Below are 15,002 nucleotides of genomic sequence, written 5' to 3' on the forward strand. Positions count from 1 at the left end.
TTTTATGGGCCCATGGCTTATTCGAGGATGATCACCGGCATGCCCACTTCCAGGCGGCCCACGCCATCGTTGACCAGGTTCTGGCCAAAAATCGCGCCGTCCTCGGTCTTGCGGTAGGCCTCCAGCGTCACAAAAGGCTCACGGTCGGGACTGCGCTCGCCGGTGTGCGGATCGATGGTGGTGAGAATGCAGCGTGAGCAGGGCTTGACTGCACGAAACTCCACATCCCCGATGCGCAGGCGCTTCCAGCCATCCTCGGCGAAGGCGTCACTGCCTTCGATCACCAGGTTGGGGCGAAAGCGCAGCATGTCCATGGGACGGCCGACTTTTTGCGAGAGGTCGTCGAGGGACGCTTGCCCGATCACCAGTAACGGATAACCGTCGGCGAACGCGACCTGGTCATCATCGCGGCCGTAACCTGCCTGGGTGGTGCGCGCCCGCTCAAGGGGTATCTGCACCAGCCGCGTGGGCTTGCCGATAAAGGCGCTGACCCAGGCGGCGGCTTCGTCGCCGGCGTCCGGCACACGCAAGGTGTCGCGCCAGATGGTCACGCCACGTAACTCAGCCGCGCTGCCGGGCAACGCCACGTCCAGCGGCGCGTAGCCAGGCGAACTCAGGGTCAGGCCGCCGCTGCTGTTCCACAGCGCCGACAGTTGGCTCATCTTCGCCACGGCGCGCTGGGTGAGGAAACGCCCGCTGGCCTCATCCACCAGCATCCAGCGTCGATCGCCGTCCAACCCCAGTTTATCCAGGCCGATCTGTTGCAGGGTTTCGGCCTTGCCGGACTTCAAGGGGTAACGGTACAACGCGCTGAGACGAAGCATGGGCCAACATTCCTGAGGGGCAAAGCCGTCACCCTAAGGTCAAGCGGACGCTTCGTCCAGCATCAGGCGCTGACGCACCACATCCACCAGCTTGTCCGGCTGGAACTTGGACAGGAAGTTGTCGCAGCCGACCTTCTTCACCATCGAGTCGTTGAAACTGCCCGACAGCGAGGTGTGCAGCACCACGTAGAGCTTGCGCAGTCGTGGGTCGTTGCGGATTTCGGTGGTGAGGCGGTAGCCGTCCATCTCGGGCATTTCGGCGTCGGTGAAGATCATCAGCAGCTTGTCGGTCATCACATGGCCGGCGTCGGCCCAGGCCTTGAGCATGTTCAGCGCCTTGAGACCGTCGCTGGCGATGTGCATCTTCACGCCCAGTTGGCCGAGGGTGTCGCGCAATTGCGACAGGGCCACGTTGGAGTCGTCCACCAGCAGCACTTCGCGGCCACGGGCGCGTTCCAGCACCGGGTCGTCGAGTTTTTCGCGGGAGACCTTGGCGTTGTACGGCACGATCTCGGCGAGGACTTTTTCCACGTCGATGATCTCCACCAACTGGTCGTCGACCTTGCTGATGGCGGTGAGGTAATGCTGGCGCCCGGCGCTGGTCGGCGGCGGCAGGATGGCCTCCCAGTTCATGTTGACGATGCGGTCCACGCCACCCACCAGGAACGCCTGCACCGAGCGGTTGTACTCGGTGACGATGATGGTGCTGTTGGGGCCCGGCACCAGCGGACGCATGCCGATGGCCTGGGACAAGTCGATCACCGGCAGGGTCTGGCCCCGCAGGTTGACCACGCCGCACACGAAGGGGTGGCGCTGGGGCATCAGGGTCAGCTTGGGCAGTTGCAGGACTTCCTGCACCTTGAACACGTTGATGGCGAACAGCTGCCGCCCGGCCAGGCGGAACATGAGGATCTCCAGGCGATTCTCACCCACCAGTTGCGTGCGTTGGTCTACCGTGTCGAGAATGCCGGCCATTAAGAGCTCCTGGTGTGCGCTGGAAAGTAATGCGCGAAGTGTTTGTGCAGTTAGCTTGTTATCGGCGGCAAACGCCGGACCTTGACCCCGGTAAAATGCCACGTAAATTCATTGATGTCACACTGACATCATGCTTTACTGCTGAGGCCTGTTCATATGGCGGTGCAGCGACGTTGCGCGACATTCAAATCGACGCAAGGTTCCGCCATGTAAGGGATTCCCCTATACACAATCAGGCCCAACCTGATGTTCGCAATATCTAATAGCCATTAATGTGACGCCATTCTCATTGCATGAATGGAGTCAGGCTTTTGTTTGCCATCCCCAGCCCTCGTCTTATGGGTTTTCCAGACGCTCACGTCGCGGCAACTGAAGGTGTGCAATCGAGCCCGCTCACGGGGGCCACGCACAGCCGTCGCCGTCATTCAAATAAACGTCCTACTGAAAACTCAGAAGCAACCTACAGATTCCCGTTATCTTTCAGCGGTAGTTTTACGCCATTCACCCGGTGCGACCTCTCATCACCCGACCTTATGTTGTGGAGACTTGCATGATGAACGACGGTAACGAGTGGCAACTTGCACTTCCTGAGTTCCTGCGCGAGGCTGAAAAGCTGCTGACCAAGTCGGAAGAATGCCTGAGCCACCTGCATTTGATCCGCAACGACAGTGACGCCATCGACTGCATGAAAATCAGCCTGATCAAGCTCGCCGAAAAGGCCGATTGCCTGGCCCTGCAAGCGATCAGCGAGTTCTCGCGGCATATCCAGGACGTGATCGCCAACGCCGAAAACCCGTTGCAGTTACATGATCAAGCCCTGGACGCCCTGCATGACTGCCTGACATTGCTGGCCTGGCAGTTGGAATTGATCGATGCAAAAACAGGCCAACTGCCCCTGGATGAAGAAGAACAGACCAAGTTGATTGACACGGTCACCCTGCACATTCCGCAAAAGGGTTTCAGTTACAATCCGCAACAACGTATGCACCATTTGTCTTGAAGCGTTATCAGGTCGCATTCAAGCACGGGGTTATCTAAAAACGACGACTCCAACTAATCTGCTGGAGAAAAATGGCTATTCAATATCAATTAGCCATTAACGATACAAACCCTTTGAAATAATACAACCTCACTTCATTAACTCTGGGATTATCATTCCTCGAGTTGTTGCGCGTTTAAATAGGCCCGCCAGGCACGGCACCTGGCGACCAACGGTAAGAGTGGTGGTACTATGCACCCGCTTGAAGTGACTCAACTTCAGCCTGCTTGAGAACGATTCAAGAACGTATTCCAAACAGAGCCCGGTCAGCCGCGACCGGTCTTCCCGCAGCGAACCTTCATTGGCTCCATCCGCTATGCATGCCAGCCTCAAGACATTCATCGCAAGGTCCGCGTCCCGCAGTAACGCACGCCGTTTGATCCTCGCCCTGTGCCTCGGCTCGCTGCTGCTGAGCCTGTGGGCCTACAGCCGCTCCGCGCCGCTGCCACTGCTGGTGCTGCTGCTCAACCTGGCCATCTTGGTGGTGGTTGGCCTGCAACAGTGGCGCTCGCGTAAATCCATCAAGTTCCAGCCCCAGGAGTTGGCCGATCGCCTGTTGCAAGTGCAGGAAAACGAACGTCATCGCCTCAGCCGTGAACTGCATGACGATATCGGCCAGTTGCTGACCGCCGCCAAGCTGCAAAGCGAATGGCTCAAGCGCCGCCTGCCGGAGGAGCTGCAAAGCCAGTGCACCGTGCTGTGCAACACCTTGAACGAGACCCTGGCCAAGGTGCGCGACGTGTCCGCCATCCTCAACCCCCGGCAGCTCGCCAGCCTGGGCCTGGAAGCCAGCCTGCGCGCGCACCTGCTCAAGACCCTGGAAAACACCCCGGTGCACTGGAGCCTCGAATGCCAGCAACGACTGACCGGCATCCCTGAAGAAATGGCCGTGGCGGCCTTTCGCATTACCCAGGAAGCCGTGACCAACATGCTGCGCCACGCCCAGGCGCGCAACCTGCTGGTGCGCCTGCAGCGCCTGCCCGAGGGCCTGTCGCTGACCATCTGCGATGACGGCCAGGGCTTTTCGCCCGCCATCAACCCCGGCCTGGAAGGCCAACGGGGCATGGCCGGCATGTCCGAGCGCATTGACCAGCTTGGGGGTTCATTGTCCGTCAGCAGCCAACCAGGCCACGGCACACGGATCGACGCGCTTTTCCCCTGGGCGCCTCGCTCCCTCGAACGGGCCAGCGCCCCTAAGGTTATCGAGTGACCTGCACATTACTCCTGGTGGATGACCATGCACTGATCAGGGCCGGCGTACGTGCGCTGGTACAGGATATTCCCGGCTACACGGTGACCGGCGAAGCCAGCGATGGCGCGCAATTGCTGGAGCAGTTCAATACCCTGCTGCCGGATATCGTGCTGTTGGACTTGTCCATGAAACACACCACTGGCCTCGACGCGCTGCAGCAACTCAAGCGTGTGCACCCCAGGAGCAAGGTGCTGATCCTGTCGATGCACACCGATCCGGAGCTGATCATGTGCGCGCTGGAAGCGGGCGCCCACGGCTACCTGCTCAAGGACACCACTGCCAACGAGCTGGAACACGCGTTGCTGGCCTTGCGCAACAACGAGCGCTACCTGAGCCCGGCGATCGCCCATACCGTGATCAACCAGGCGCTGGTGCGCAGCCAGGGGCCGGCCACGCCCACCAGCCACAGCCATAACCTCACGGCCCGCCAACTGGAAATCCTGCGCCTGATCGTGCGCGGCAAATCCACCCGCGAGATCGCCCACGGCCTGGGCCTGAGCATCAAGACCGTAGAAGCCCACCGCTCGCAAATCATGAAGCGCCTGCAGATATTCGACGTGGCGGGCCTGGTGTTATTTGCCGTGCGCGAGCAGATCATCAGCCTGGACGACTAGGGGCGAACCCACCGGCAGATGCACGCGCAGGGCCTTGGGCAAGGCCTCGAAGTGCAGGTCGTCACCTTCCAGCGGCTCGCCATCGAGGTTGATGTACAAGCCCTGCGCGACCTTGATGTTGACCCACGGCAGGCGTGCCCGCACGAACATCGCGTCCAGCTCCCAACCGTTGCCCATCAGCTCGCGCAAGGTGCCGACCACTTCCTGGGGCGCCGGCAGGATACTGACGTCCAGCAAGCCATCGTCGGCCAATGCCCCAGGGCACAGCACATGCCCACCGCCCGCCTGGCGACCGTTGCCGATACCCAGGGCAAGCAGCTCGCCTTTCCAGTGGAAATCCGGCCCGTCCAGCTCCGCATAGGCGGCCTTCAACTCGCTGAAGCGCGTCAGGCCGGTGAACAGGTAGGCGGCGCCACCGAGGACTTTCTTCAGGTCTTCGGAGGTATTGGCGGTAACCTGGCTGCCGAAGCCGCCGGTGGCCATATTCAGGAAGATTTGCCCGCCGACCTGGCCGAGGTCGATCGCCCTGGGCGGCACATCCAGCAACGCCAGGGCCTGGGCGGGCTCCAAGGGCACGCCGGCAGCCTTGGCGAAATCATTGGCGGTCCCCAGGGGCATCAGCACCAGGCTGGCGTCACCCTTGGCCTGCGCCATGGCCTCGGCCACGTCGCGCAAGGTGCCATCGCCGCCGCCGGCAATGATGTGGGTATAGCCGCCCTCCAGGGCCTCCTTGACCAGGCGCTTTGCGTCACCGCCCTCCCAGGTCACCCGTACCGCCAGCTCCCAGCCCTGCTCGCGCCGGGCCAGCACGGCGCTGCGCACGTCCTCGTTGAGGGCCTGCTTGCCGTGGAGGATCAACAGTGCCTTGGGGGTGGTCATGGGTGGCTTACTCCTGGATTCAAAGGTGCTTGAAGGATGTGGACCCTGGGCGACCGAAAAAAAGCCATGGGCGTTGAAAATTAATCCCGCGACTCACTAGAAGTTATCCATCGCGTTGCACATCGACAGCTTGCCCTTGGGCACAGGCTCCACAGCGACCCATTGCTTGGCGCCCGCCGGCAGTTCATGCAACTGGATCGAACAATTGGCATACATGGACGCCTGCACCATGTAATCCACCCCGGGCCGAGGCACGAAGGCCATGCTGGCGGAGCATTGCCGGGAATACTGCAATTGCCCCAAGTAATGAAAGGCGATCGGCGTGTTCGCCGGCACCACCAATTCCGACGACACCGCAGCCGCCCACGAATAAATCGGCCCAGGCATGCCCAGGCTTTCACCGTTGTGATCGGGGAAGCCCGCTTTCGTCGACGCCATCACCCCGGCGCCCGGCACGTTCCAGTCCAGGCAATCACGCCCCGGCACCGCGCGCACCAGACCATCGGTGATCAACCGCACGCGGGCGGTCTCGCCGGTCTGCGGTGCAACGTAGCCGGTGGACAGGGAGCGGATGTTCGCCACTTGGCCGCAGCCGGTCAGCAGCACCAGCAACGCCACGGGAACCACACGTAAAAGGCTCATCAGCAGTCAACTCGCAGAGGAATAAAGGGCCGCTTACGGCTGACGGCAATTCTGCTTGACCGACAGCTCTGGCGCCGGTTCGTACTTCACCTGCTGCAAGCCATCAGCGCCCTGGAAGATGAAGTACTTGATCCGGCAGTCCTTGAACATCGGCGAATAACCCTCAGCCCGGAAGCCTTGGCCATCGACCTGCTTGGTCACAGCGTTGTTTCGGCTGACCACCGCGAGCACCTGGGCGTAACTCTGGCCCATCTTCACCCCCGGCTCGCCGGTGACCGTCATCGACGAGGCGCAACCGCCCAGCCCTGCCACCGCCAATGCCAGCGCGACGCCGTACAGTCCATTGCGTAGATCGTTCATTCCTTGCTTCCTTTTAGTGATGGATCAGCGGCGGCCATCGCACACTGGAGATTCGCCAACGCGGCCAAGCTTGCACAGGTCCAGATTATCCTTGCGGGTAAAGCCAGCGTCCTTCATGCAATAGAAGTGCTTCAGTCTCTCATCGATTGAGCCGCCGCCCGTGCCCGCCACATTCTCGTACCCGCACGCGAGCATGCTGCTCTTGACGCCCTCTACAGAGACCCCGCTCTTTTGCCAATCGGTAAAATCCGGCGGCGGCGGTTGGAAGCCCCTGCCCGTGCACCCAATCAATAACACCGCGTAAACACTCAACAGCAGCCCGCTCCTCAACATCGCGTTCCTCCTCATGGTTTGCGTAGACCGCTCACCCGCCAACGCGTCCCTGGCATGGCCCGTGGCTCAACGTGAGGTCAATGCCGCTGGCACCGATGCAACGTCCCTGCAACGGATCATCGACAGGGTTGACTGGACATCTTCAGCCTGATCGCCACTGAGTACGACGCGGTCGATCTTGAAGCACGGCATTTGATTGCGCGGTAAGCGCGGAGGTGGCAACCCAAGACGGCAGCCAAACAGAGGGTTTTGCTCGAGAGGGGATCAACAGGCATTTCGCATCCTTGTGAGTGAAACGTCCTACATGCGTAGCTTGGTCATCACAAACAAGTAAAAGTGCCACGGAAAAACATGGCACGGTGACGCATCCGACACAATCAGCCGCAGGCGGCATTCAAGGCATAGCGAGAAGCGCACGGTATACACGGCACAATCAGCTTTTGTGTAATTTACTCATCAACTGCGCCTCAGCCTGGGTCAAGCCACACGACTGGGTCAGTTCATCCACGGTAGCGCCCATGCCCACCAGCTTCGCCGCCTGGGCAAATGACAGGCTGGAAGGGTCACGCTGCTCGATCTGCGCCAGCTTGTCCGGCAGCGGCGCGAGAATGGCGCGCAGTTCATGCACCTCGTCCCCCACCCTCACCGCACTCTGCTGGAAGTGATCAACCCGCTTGACCAGCTCCAGCACCCGTCGATCACGCACCGCATCGCGCTCGGCCTGCTGCATCGCCAACTCGCGCTGCTGGCGTATGTAGCGCAGCAGAAAACCCAAGGTCCCGGCCCACAACAGGGCCAGGACAATCACCGCGACCTCAAGGAACAATCAGATGCTCTCCAGTTCCGACCATTCTTCTTCGCTCATCATTTTGTCCAGCTCAACCAGAATCAACAGTTCGTTGTTCTTGTTGCATACGCCCTGGATGAACTTGGCCGATTCCTCGTTGCCCACGTTCGGCGCGGTTTCCACTTCCGATTGGCGCAGGTAGACCACTTCCGCGACGCTGTCGACCATGATCCCGACCACTTGCTTGTCGGCCTCGATGATGACGATACGCGTGTTATCGCTGACTTCGACCGTGTCCAGGCCAAAACGCTGGCGGGTGTCGATCACCGTCACCACGTTGCCGCGCAGGTTGATGATGCCCAGCACATAGCTTGGCGCACCGGGAACCGGAGCGATCTCGGTGTAGCGCAGCACTTCCTGCACGCGCATCACGTTGATACCGTAGGTTTCGTTGTCCAGTTTGAAGGTAACCCATTGCAGGATCGGATCATCCAAACCTTGTGCGGACGCTGACTTGTTCATATCTCTGACCCCTTCAAATGCCGATGTAGGCGGCGTGTGTACTTCTTTTGGCCGCACGTTCGCGCGGCCCTTGTTGTCCCATCAACTGCGTTTGTTCACCGGCATTGCTTTAACGGCACCGCTGGCGATCAACTCGGCCAGTTCGGCAACGTCCAGCAACGCACACATGTGTTCGATCACGGTGCCTGCCAGCCAGGGCCGCTGGCCCCGATGGCTGCGCCATTTGATTTCATTCGGGTCCAGGCGCAGCGAGCGGCTGACTTGATGCACCGCCAGCCCCCATTCGTAGCCCTGCACCGAGATCACGTATTGCAAGCCTTGGCGGAAGTCATCGCGGTAGCGGTCGGGCATCACCCAGCGTGCGGTGTCCAGCACCTTGAGGTTACCGGCCTGGCTCGGCAGGATGCCCAGGAACCACTCCGGCTGCCCGAACAACGGCGTCAGTTCCTGGCCCTCCAACGAGTAGATCGAGCCCAGGCACACCAACGGCACCGCCAGGGTCAACCCGGCGACGTCGAACAGCAGACATTCAAATGGCTCGGCCGCCCAGGCCGGCCGATCATCGCCACTCACCGGCGGTGGCGTGATGCTCGGTGGCAGGTGCACTTCCACGACCGGCTCGACCACCGCAGGTACGACGGGAGCGACCACCGGGACGCTGACCGGGACGACGAGTGCATCGCGGGCCTGCTCTTCCAATACAGCCAACTGGAACTCGTCCAGGCTGCTCGAGGACGGCACTTCGACCGCCGGCTCCAGCACCAGGATAGGCTCCTGTAATTCTTCTGCGGTCGCGTCCTGCAGCAAGGCATCCAGGTAGGATTCCAGTGCCAGTTGCGGCCGGGTCTTGACCTTGAGTTCGACGGGACGGTTCATCATCAGGCCACCTGCGCCACAAGCTGCTGGGACAGCAGGTGCTTGAGCAACGCCCGGTAGGCCAGCACACCGCGGCTTTTGCCGTCGAACTGCGACGGCGTGAGCCCGGCACGGCTGGCATCACGCAGGCGGGTGTCCACCGGAATGTAGCCGTTCCAGATAGTCTCCGGGTAGGCATCGCGCAGGACGCGCAAGGTGCCCAGGGACGCCTGGGTGCGGCGGTCGAACAGGGTGGGCACGATGCTGTAGGGCAACGCCTGTTTGCGCGAACGGTTGATCATCGCCAGGGTGCTGACCATGCGCTCCAGGCCCTTGACCGCCAGGTGCTCGGTCTGCACCGGGATCACCAGTTGCTGGCTGGCCGCCAAAGCGTTGACCATCAGCACCCCGAGCAACGGCGGGCTGTCGATGATCGCGTAGTCGAAGTCCTGCCACAGTTGCGCCAGGGTCTTGGCGATCACCAGGCCCAGGCCGCTCTGCCCCGGCGACTGGCGCTCCAGGGTGGCCAGCGCGGTACTCGACGGCAGCAGGAAAATGCTTTCGTTACTGGTGGGCAGCAGCAATTGCCCGGGCAGGTCGGCCGGTACGTTGCCTTTGTGCAGGAACAGGTCGTAGTTGCTGTGCTCCAGCGCATCCGGGTCGTAGCCGAAATAGCTGGTCATCGAGCCGTGGGGGTCGAGGTCGACCACGACCACACGCTTGCCCGCCTCGGCCAGCAAGCCGGCTAAAGCGATGGAGGTGGTGGTCTTGCCGACTCCACCTTTTTGATTGGCAACTGCCCAGACTCTCATTCGGATGGTTCCTCCCGGTGGGCACACGCGCGACCGAGACATTGCATAAGGTTATTGAGCCGGCGACGGAGAATTGACGGCACTCTGCTGAACCGGCGGCTTTGCAGGGGCCGGTGCAGTTTGTGTGCCAGCGCGCTTCAAGGCCGCATCCGGTGTTGCATTGGCGGTACCAGTGCCGGTCAGGCTACGGCGCACCTCCAGGTTTCGGGACACCACCAGCACCACCCGACGGTTGCGTGCGCGGCCTTCGAGCGTGGCGTTATTGGCCACCGGCTGGAACTCGCCATACCCCACCGACGCCAGGCGTCCAGGGTTCACGCCCTGCATCGCGAGCATGCGCACGATGCTTGCGGCACGGGCCGATGACAGCTCCCAGTTGGTCGGGTACTGCGCGGTACTGATCGGCACATTGTCGGTAAAGCCTTCAACGTGGATCGGGTTTTCAAACGGTTTGAGGATCGCCGCCACCTTGTCGATGATGGTGAACGCCTGGTCGCTGGGCAATGCATCGGCACTGGCGAACAGCAGGCTGGAATTGAGCTCGATCTCCACCCACAACTCATTGCCGCGCACGGTCATCTGGTTGGAGCTGATCAGGTCGCCAAACGCGGCACTGATGTCGTCGGCGATGCTTTTCAGCGGATCACTGGTGCCGCCCACGCCGGCAGCGGTTTCGTCGCTGTCGTTGACCAGCGGCTTGGCCGGGGTCACGGTCCTGGGCCGCTCTTCGCCAATCGGGATCGGCTTGAGCGAACGGTCGGCGTCGTTGAACACACCGATCAACGCCTGGGAAATGACCTTGTACTTGCCTTCGTTGATCGACGAGATGGAGTACATCACCACGAAAAAGGCGAACAGCAAGGTGATGAAGTCCGCATAGGACACCAGCCACCGCTCGTGGTTGACGTGTTCTTCAGGCTCGCGACGGCGACGGCTCATTGGCAATACTCCCCATCAATCCATGAAGCCCTGGAGCTTCAATTCGATGGAGCGCGGGTTCTCGCCCTCGGCAATCGACAGGATGCCTTCGAGCAGCATCTCGCGATAGCGCGACTGGCGCATGGCAATCGACTTGAGCTTGCTGGCCACCGGCAACAGCACCAGGTTGGCACTGGCCACCCCGTAGATGGTGGCAACGAACGCCACGGCAATGCCGCTGCCCAACTGCGACGGATCGGCCAGGTTGCCCATCACGTGGATCAGGCCCATCACCGCGCCGATGATGCCGATGGTCGGCGCGTAGCCGCCCATGCTTTCAAACACTTTGGCGGCGTTGATGTCGCGGCTTTCCTGGGTGTAGAAATCCACCTCGAGGATGCTGCGGATCGCTTCCGGCTCGGCGCCGTCCACCAGCAATTGCAGGCCTTTGCGCGAATAGCTGTCGGGTTCGGCATCGGCCACGCCTTCGAGGCCCAGCAGGCCTTCCTTGCGTGCGGTGAGGCTCCAGTTGACCACACGATCGATGCCACCGGCCAGGTCGACACGCGGCGGAAAAATGATCCAGATGAGGATCTGCATCGCGCGCTTGAACGAACTCATCGGTGACTGCAGCAACGCGGCGCCCACCGTGCCGCCAATCACGATCAGCGCCGCCGGGCCGTTGGCCAGGGCGCCCAGGTGACCGCCTTCGAGGTAGTTGCCGCCAATAATGGCGACAAACGCCAGGATGATGCCGATCAGGCTCAATACATCCATCAGAGGCAGGCCTCCACCAGATGCCTGCCGATGTCGTCCAGGCTGTAGACGGCGTCGGCCAGGTCAGCCTTGACGATGGCCATGGGCATGCCATAGATCACGCAGCTGGCTTCGTCCTGGGCCCAGATCGCACTGCCGCCCTGCTTGAGCAGGCGCGCGCCTTCACGGCCGTCGGCGCCCATGCCGGTGAGCACCACCGCCAGAACTTTGTCGCCGTAGGACTTGGCCGCCGAACCGAAGGTGATGTCCACGCACGGCTTGTAGTTGAGGCGCTCATCGCCCGGCAGGATTTTGATCGCGCCACGGCCGTCGACCATCATCTGCTTGCCGCCCGGGGCCAGCAACGCCAGGCCAGGACGCAGGATGTCGCCATCCTCGGCTTCCTTGACGCTGATGCGGCACAGCTTGTCCAGGCGCTCGGCGAAGGCCTTGGTGAACGCGGCGGGCATATGCTGGATCAACACGATCGGCGCCGGGAAGTTGGCCGGCAATTGGGTCAACACGCGCTGCAAGGCGACCGGGCCGCCGGTAGAGGTGCCGATGGCGACCAGCTTATAGGCCTTGCGCTTGGGCGCAGGCGAATGGGCAGCCGCCGGTGCCGACGTCCGCACCGGCGGCGCGGCAGGCCGTGCAACCGGCGCAGGTGCCGGGCGGCCAAACGTGGAACCGGCAGGCGCCGCCGGCGCAGCAACCGGTGCCGGCGCAGGGGCTGGCGCGCTGAACAGGCTGCGGCGGTTGCTGCGGGAAATACTGTGGACTTTCTCGCACAGCAGTTGCTTGACCTTCTCGGGGTTGCGCGAGATGTCTTCGAAATTCTTCGGCAGGAAGTCCACCGCCCCCGCATCCAGCGCGTCGAGGGTCACTCGGGCGCCTTCGTGGGTCAGCGAGGAGAACATCAATACCGGGGTCGGGCAGCGTTGCATGATGTGCCGGACTGCCGTGATGCCATCCATCATCGGCATCTCGTAGTCCATGGTGATCACGTCCGGCTTCAACGCAATGGCTTGATCAATCGCCTCTTTGCCGTTGGTGGCCGTGCCGACCACCTGGATGCTTGGATCGGCGGAAAGAATTTCCGAGACGCGGCGGCGGAAGAAACCCGAATCGTCCACCACCAGGACCTTGACTGCCATAAACACTCCGTTAGGTGGGGCGGGCAATACCGCCCTGCCCCACCAGAATCAAATACGCCGAGCGGCGTAACGCTTGAGCATGCTCGGAACATCGAGAATCAGCGCGATCCGACCGTCACCGGTGATGGTCGCGCCCGACATGCCCGGGGTTCCCTGCAGCATTTTGCCCAAAGGCTTGATGACCACTTCTTCCTGGCCAACCAGTTGATCGACGACAAAGCCGATACGCTGGGTGCCCACGGAGAGGATCACCACATGGCCTTCGCGCTGCTCTTCATGGGCGGCCGATGCAACCAGCCAGCGCTTGAGGTAGAACAGGGGCAACGCCTTGTCCCGCACGATCACCACTTCCTGGCCGTCGACCACGTTGGTGCGCGACAGGTCGAGGTGGAAGATCTCGTTGACGTTGACCAGCGGGAAGGCGAACGCCTGGTTGCCCAGCATCACCATCAGGGTCGGCATGATCGCCAGGGTCAACGGCACCTTGATGACGATCTTGGAGCCCTGGCCCTTGGTCGAGTAGATGTTGATCGAGCCGTTGAGCTGGCTGATCTTGGTCTTCACCACGTCCATGCCCACGCCACGGCCCGACACGTCGGAAATCTCGGTCTTGGTCGAGAAGCCGGGGGCGAAGATCAGGTTGTAGCACTCGGTGTCGGTCAGGCGGTCGGCGGCGTCCTTGTCCATCACGCCACGCTTGACCGCGATATTGCGCAGGATGGTCGGGTCCATGCCCTTGCCGTCATCGGTGATCGACAGCAGGATGTGGTCGCCTTCCTGCTCCGCCGCCAGGATCACCTTGCCGCCACGGGACTTGCCCGAGGCTTCGCGTTCTTCCGGGGTTTCGACACCGTGGTCGACAGCGTTGCGCACCAAGTGGACCAGCGGGTCGGCCAGGGCCTCGACAAGGTTCTTGTCGAGGTCGGTTTCTTCACCCACCAGTTCCAGATTGATCTCTTTCTTCAGCTGGCGCGCGAGGTCGCGGACCAGGCGCGGGAAGCGGCCGAAGACTTTCTTGATCGGCTGCATGCGCGTTTTCATCACGGCGGTCTGCAGGTCGGCGGTGACCACGTCGAGGTTCGACACGGCCTTCTGCATGGCTTCATCGCCACTGCTCAAGCCCAGGCGCACCAGGCGGTTACGCACCAGTACCAGCTCGCCGACCATGTTCATGATGTCGTCCAGCCGTGCGGTATCGACCCGCACGGTGGTTTCGGCTTCACTGGCCGGTTTTTCCGCGACCGGTGCCGCAGCGGCACGCGCTGGCGCCGGAGCAGCAGCCGGCGCAGGCGCAGGCTTGGCGGCGGGCGCGGCGGCTTTGGCGGCAACCGGTGCCGCCGTGGCTGCAGCAGCGGCCGGGGCGACTTCGGTGAACTTGCCCTTGCCGTGCAGATCGTCCAGCAGTGCTTCGAACTCGTGATCGGAGATCAACCCATCGTCCGCAGGCTTGGCGCCTGCAGCGGGTGCTGCCGGGGCCGCGGCCGTAGCGGCGACTGCCGGCAAGGCATCGGCCGCGAAGGTGCCCTTGCCATGCAACTGGTCGAGCAACGCTTCGAATTCATCGTCAGTGATGTCGGTGCTGGCAGAAGCGGCGGGCACCTCCGCAGCACCGGCGGCGGCACCGGCAGGCGCCACGGCGTCGGCAGCGAACTGGCCCTTGCCGTGCAATTGATCGAGCAGGGACTCGAACTCAGCGTCGGTAATGTCCTCGCTGGTCGGCGCGGCAGCCGGGGCAGCCGGGGCAACCGCAGCCGGCGCTTCGGCTTCGGCCTTGACGGCACTGAGGGAACTGAGCAGTTGCTCGAACTCGCTGTCCGTCACATCCGCTTCAGGCTCCGCCACTGGTTCCGGTACGACTTCGACCACCGGCGCTGCCGTGGTGTCGGCCGGCTCGGCATAGCGCGCCAGGGCGGCCAGCAGTTCCGGAGTGGCTGCGGTGATCGGGGCACGCTCGCGCACTTCGCTGAACATGCCGTTGACCGCATCCAGTGCTTCGAGAATCACGTCCATCAACTCCGAATCAACGTGACGCTCACCCTTGCGCAGGATGTCGAACACGTTCTCGGCGATGTGGCAGCACTCCACCAGCTCATGGAGCTGGAGGAAGCCGGCGCCCCCTTTTACAGTATGAAAACCGCGAAAAATTGCATTGAGCAGGTTCGCATCATCCGGGCGGCTTTCCAGCTCGACCAGTTGTTCGGACAGTTGCTCTAAAATTTCGCCGGCCTCTACAAGGAAATCCTGAAGGATCTCTTCATCGGCGCCGAAGCTCATGTGGGT

At 62.1% G+C, this 15,002-nt stretch carries 17 protein-coding genes; 3 read left to right on the plus strand and 14 right to left on the minus strand.

Annotated elements, in window-relative coordinates; all coding sequences use genetic code 11:
* Nucleotides 1-17: 17 nt before the first annotated feature.
* A complete protein-coding gene (locus BLQ09_RS02570) occupies nucleotides 18-824 on the minus strand; it encodes an MOSC domain-containing protein (protein WP_027603885.1) in 807 nt (268 codons plus the stop codon).
* A 39-nt stretch (nucleotides 825-863) separates the two neighbouring features.
* Entirely contained in the window at nucleotides 864-1,799 is a 936-nt protein-coding gene (locus tag BLQ09_RS02575; protein WP_027603884.1) for a chemotaxis protein CheV, read from the minus strand.
* 550 nt (nucleotides 1,800-2,349) lie between these two features.
* Between BLQ09_RS02575 and BLQ09_RS02580 the strand changes: the two genes are divergently transcribed.
* From BLQ09_RS02580 to BLQ09_RS02590, 3 genes are all read left to right on the plus strand, one after another.
* Nucleotides 2,350-2,799 carry a hypothetical protein gene (locus BLQ09_RS02580; protein WP_027603883.1) on the plus strand — a complete coding sequence of 150 codons (450 nt, stop codon included), beginning with the start codon at nucleotides 2,350-2,352 and terminating at the stop codon, nucleotides 2,797-2,799.
* A gap of 355 nt (nucleotides 2,800-3,154) precedes the next feature.
* Nucleotides 3,155-4,048, plus strand: coding sequence for a sensor histidine kinase (locus tag BLQ09_RS02585; protein WP_027603882.1), 894 nt, complete (start codon nucleotides 3,155-3,157; stop codon nucleotides 4,046-4,048).
* Nucleotides 4,045-4,704: a response regulator transcription factor gene (locus BLQ09_RS02590; protein ID WP_092355169.1), complete on the plus strand. Its 660-nt coding sequence runs from the start codon at nucleotides 4,045-4,047 to the stop codon at nucleotides 4,702-4,704. Before BLQ09_RS02585 ends, BLQ09_RS02590 begins: the two co-directional genes overlap by 4 nt.
* Here the strand turns inward: BLQ09_RS02590 and yegS are convergent.
* The 12 genes from yegS to BLQ09_RS02650 all read right to left on the minus strand — a co-directional run bounded on the left by yegS (nucleotide 4,663) and on the right by BLQ09_RS02650 (nucleotide 14,996).
* Nucleotides 4,663-5,583, minus strand: a complete 921-nt coding sequence (gene yegS, locus BLQ09_RS02595) for a lipid kinase YegS (RefSeq protein ID WP_092355172.1) — start codon at nucleotides 5,581-5,583, stop codon at nucleotides 4,663-4,665. The two genes, BLQ09_RS02590 and yegS, sit on opposite strands and share 42 nt — an antisense overlap.
* A gap of 96 nt (nucleotides 5,584-5,679) precedes the next feature.
* Complete coding sequence (locus BLQ09_RS02600) at nucleotides 5,680-6,225, minus strand: hypothetical protein (RefSeq protein WP_027603879.1); 546 nt, start codon at nucleotides 6,223-6,225, stop codon at nucleotides 5,680-5,682.
* Between the two features lie 33 nt (nucleotides 6,226-6,258).
* Nucleotides 6,259-6,585 (minus strand): hypothetical protein, encoded by a 327-nt coding sequence (locus BLQ09_RS02605; protein WP_027603878.1) that lies wholly within the window; start codon nucleotides 6,583-6,585, stop codon nucleotides 6,259-6,261.
* Between the two features lie 24 nt (nucleotides 6,586-6,609).
* Nucleotides 6,610-6,918, minus strand: a complete 309-nt coding sequence (locus BLQ09_RS02610; RefSeq protein ID WP_027603877.1) for a hypothetical protein — start codon at nucleotides 6,916-6,918, stop codon at nucleotides 6,610-6,612.
* A gap of 433 nt (nucleotides 6,919-7,351) precedes the next feature.
* Nucleotides 7,352-7,744 (minus strand): DUF2802 domain-containing protein, encoded by a 393-nt coding sequence (locus BLQ09_RS02615; protein WP_092355175.1) that lies wholly within the window; start codon nucleotides 7,742-7,744, stop codon nucleotides 7,352-7,354.
* Nucleotides 7,745-8,227, minus strand: a complete 483-nt coding sequence (locus BLQ09_RS02620; protein WP_005790025.1) for a chemotaxis protein CheW — start codon at nucleotides 8,225-8,227, stop codon at nucleotides 7,745-7,747.
* An 81-nt stretch (nucleotides 8,228-8,308) separates the two neighbouring features.
* On the minus strand, nucleotides 8,309-9,103 hold the full coding sequence (locus BLQ09_RS02625) for a CheW domain-containing protein (protein ID WP_027603875.1): 795 nt from the start codon (nucleotides 9,101-9,103) through the stop codon (nucleotides 8,309-8,311).
* A gap of 2 nt (nucleotides 9,104-9,105) precedes the next feature.
* A complete protein-coding gene (locus BLQ09_RS02630) occupies nucleotides 9,106-9,894 on the minus strand; it encodes a ParA family protein (protein ID WP_027603874.1) in 789 nt (262 codons plus the stop codon).
* A 51-nt stretch (nucleotides 9,895-9,945) separates the two neighbouring features.
* Complete coding sequence (motD, locus tag BLQ09_RS02635; protein WP_027603873.1) at nucleotides 9,946-10,833, minus strand: flagellar motor protein MotD; 888 nt, start codon at nucleotides 10,831-10,833, stop codon at nucleotides 9,946-9,948.
* A gap of 15 nt (nucleotides 10,834-10,848) precedes the next feature.
* A complete protein-coding gene (locus tag BLQ09_RS02640; RefSeq protein ID WP_027603872.1) occupies nucleotides 10,849-11,589 on the minus strand; it encodes a flagellar motor protein in 741 nt (246 codons plus the stop codon).
* Entirely contained in the window at nucleotides 11,589-12,722 is a 1,134-nt protein-coding gene (locus BLQ09_RS02645; protein ID WP_074847404.1) for a protein-glutamate methylesterase/protein-glutamine glutaminase, read from the minus strand. Before BLQ09_RS02645 ends, BLQ09_RS02640 begins: the two co-directional genes overlap by 1 nt.
* A 48-nt stretch (nucleotides 12,723-12,770) precedes the next feature.
* Nucleotides 12,771-14,996 (minus strand): chemotaxis protein CheA, encoded by a 2,226-nt coding sequence (locus tag BLQ09_RS02650; RefSeq protein ID WP_027603870.1) that lies wholly within the window; start codon nucleotides 14,994-14,996, stop codon nucleotides 12,771-12,773.
* Nucleotides 14,997-15,002 lie beyond the last annotated feature (6 nt).

Source organism: Pseudomonas sp. NFACC25 (genome assembly GCF_900100935.1).
Taxonomy (GTDB): Bacteria; Pseudomonadota; Gammaproteobacteria; order Pseudomonadales; family Pseudomonadaceae; genus Aquipseudomonas; species Aquipseudomonas marginalis.

Coding starts and splice junctions, on each gene's coding strand:
- BLQ09_RS02570 (WP_027603885.1), bottom strand. CDS start 824: ATGCTTCGTCTCAGCGCGTTGTACCGTTACCCCTTGAAGTCCGGCAAG.
- BLQ09_RS02575 (WP_027603884.1), bottom strand. CDS start 1,799: ATGGCCGGCATTCTCGACACGGTAGACCAACGCACGCAACTGGTGGGT.
- BLQ09_RS02580 (WP_027603883.1), top strand. CDS start 2,350: ATGATGAACGACGGTAACGAGTGGCAACTTGCACTTCCTGAGTTCCTG.
- BLQ09_RS02585 (WP_027603882.1), top strand. CDS start 3,155: ATGCATGCCAGCCTCAAGACATTCATCGCAAGGTCCGCGTCCCGCAGT.
- yegS (WP_092355172.1), bottom strand. CDS start 5,583: ATGACCACCCCCAAGGCACTGTTGATCCTCCACGGCAAGCAGGCCCTC.
- BLQ09_RS02600 (WP_027603879.1), bottom strand. CDS start 6,225: ATGAGCCTTTTACGTGTGGTTCCCGTGGCGTTGCTGGTGCTGCTGACC.
- BLQ09_RS02605 (WP_027603878.1), bottom strand. CDS start 6,585: ATGAACGATCTACGCAATGGACTGTACGGCGTCGCGCTGGCATTGGCG.
- BLQ09_RS02610 (WP_027603877.1), bottom strand. CDS start 6,918: ATGTTGAGGAGCGGGCTGCTGTTGAGTGTTTACGCGGTGTTATTGATT.
- BLQ09_RS02620 (WP_005790025.1), bottom strand. CDS start 8,227: ATGAACAAGTCAGCGTCCGCACAAGGTTTGGATGATCCGATCCTGCAA.
- BLQ09_RS02625 (WP_027603875.1), bottom strand. CDS start 9,103: ATGAACCGTCCCGTCGAACTCAAGGTCAAGACCCGGCCGCAACTGGCA.
- BLQ09_RS02630 (WP_027603874.1), bottom strand. CDS start 9,894: ATGAGAGTCTGGGCAGTTGCCAATCAAAAAGGTGGAGTCGGCAAGACC.
- motD (WP_027603873.1), bottom strand. CDS start 10,833: ATGAGCCGTCGCCGTCGCGAGCCTGAAGAACACGTCAACCACGAGCGG.
- BLQ09_RS02640 (WP_027603872.1), bottom strand. CDS start 11,589: ATGGATGTATTGAGCCTGATCGGCATCATCCTGGCGTTTGTCGCCATT.
- BLQ09_RS02645 (WP_074847404.1), bottom strand. CDS start 12,722: ATGGCAGTCAAGGTCCTGGTGGTGGACGATTCGGGTTTCTTCCGCCGC.
- BLQ09_RS02650 (WP_027603870.1), bottom strand. CDS start 14,996: ATGAGCTTCGGCGCCGATGAAGAGATCCTTCAGGATTTCCTTGTAGAG.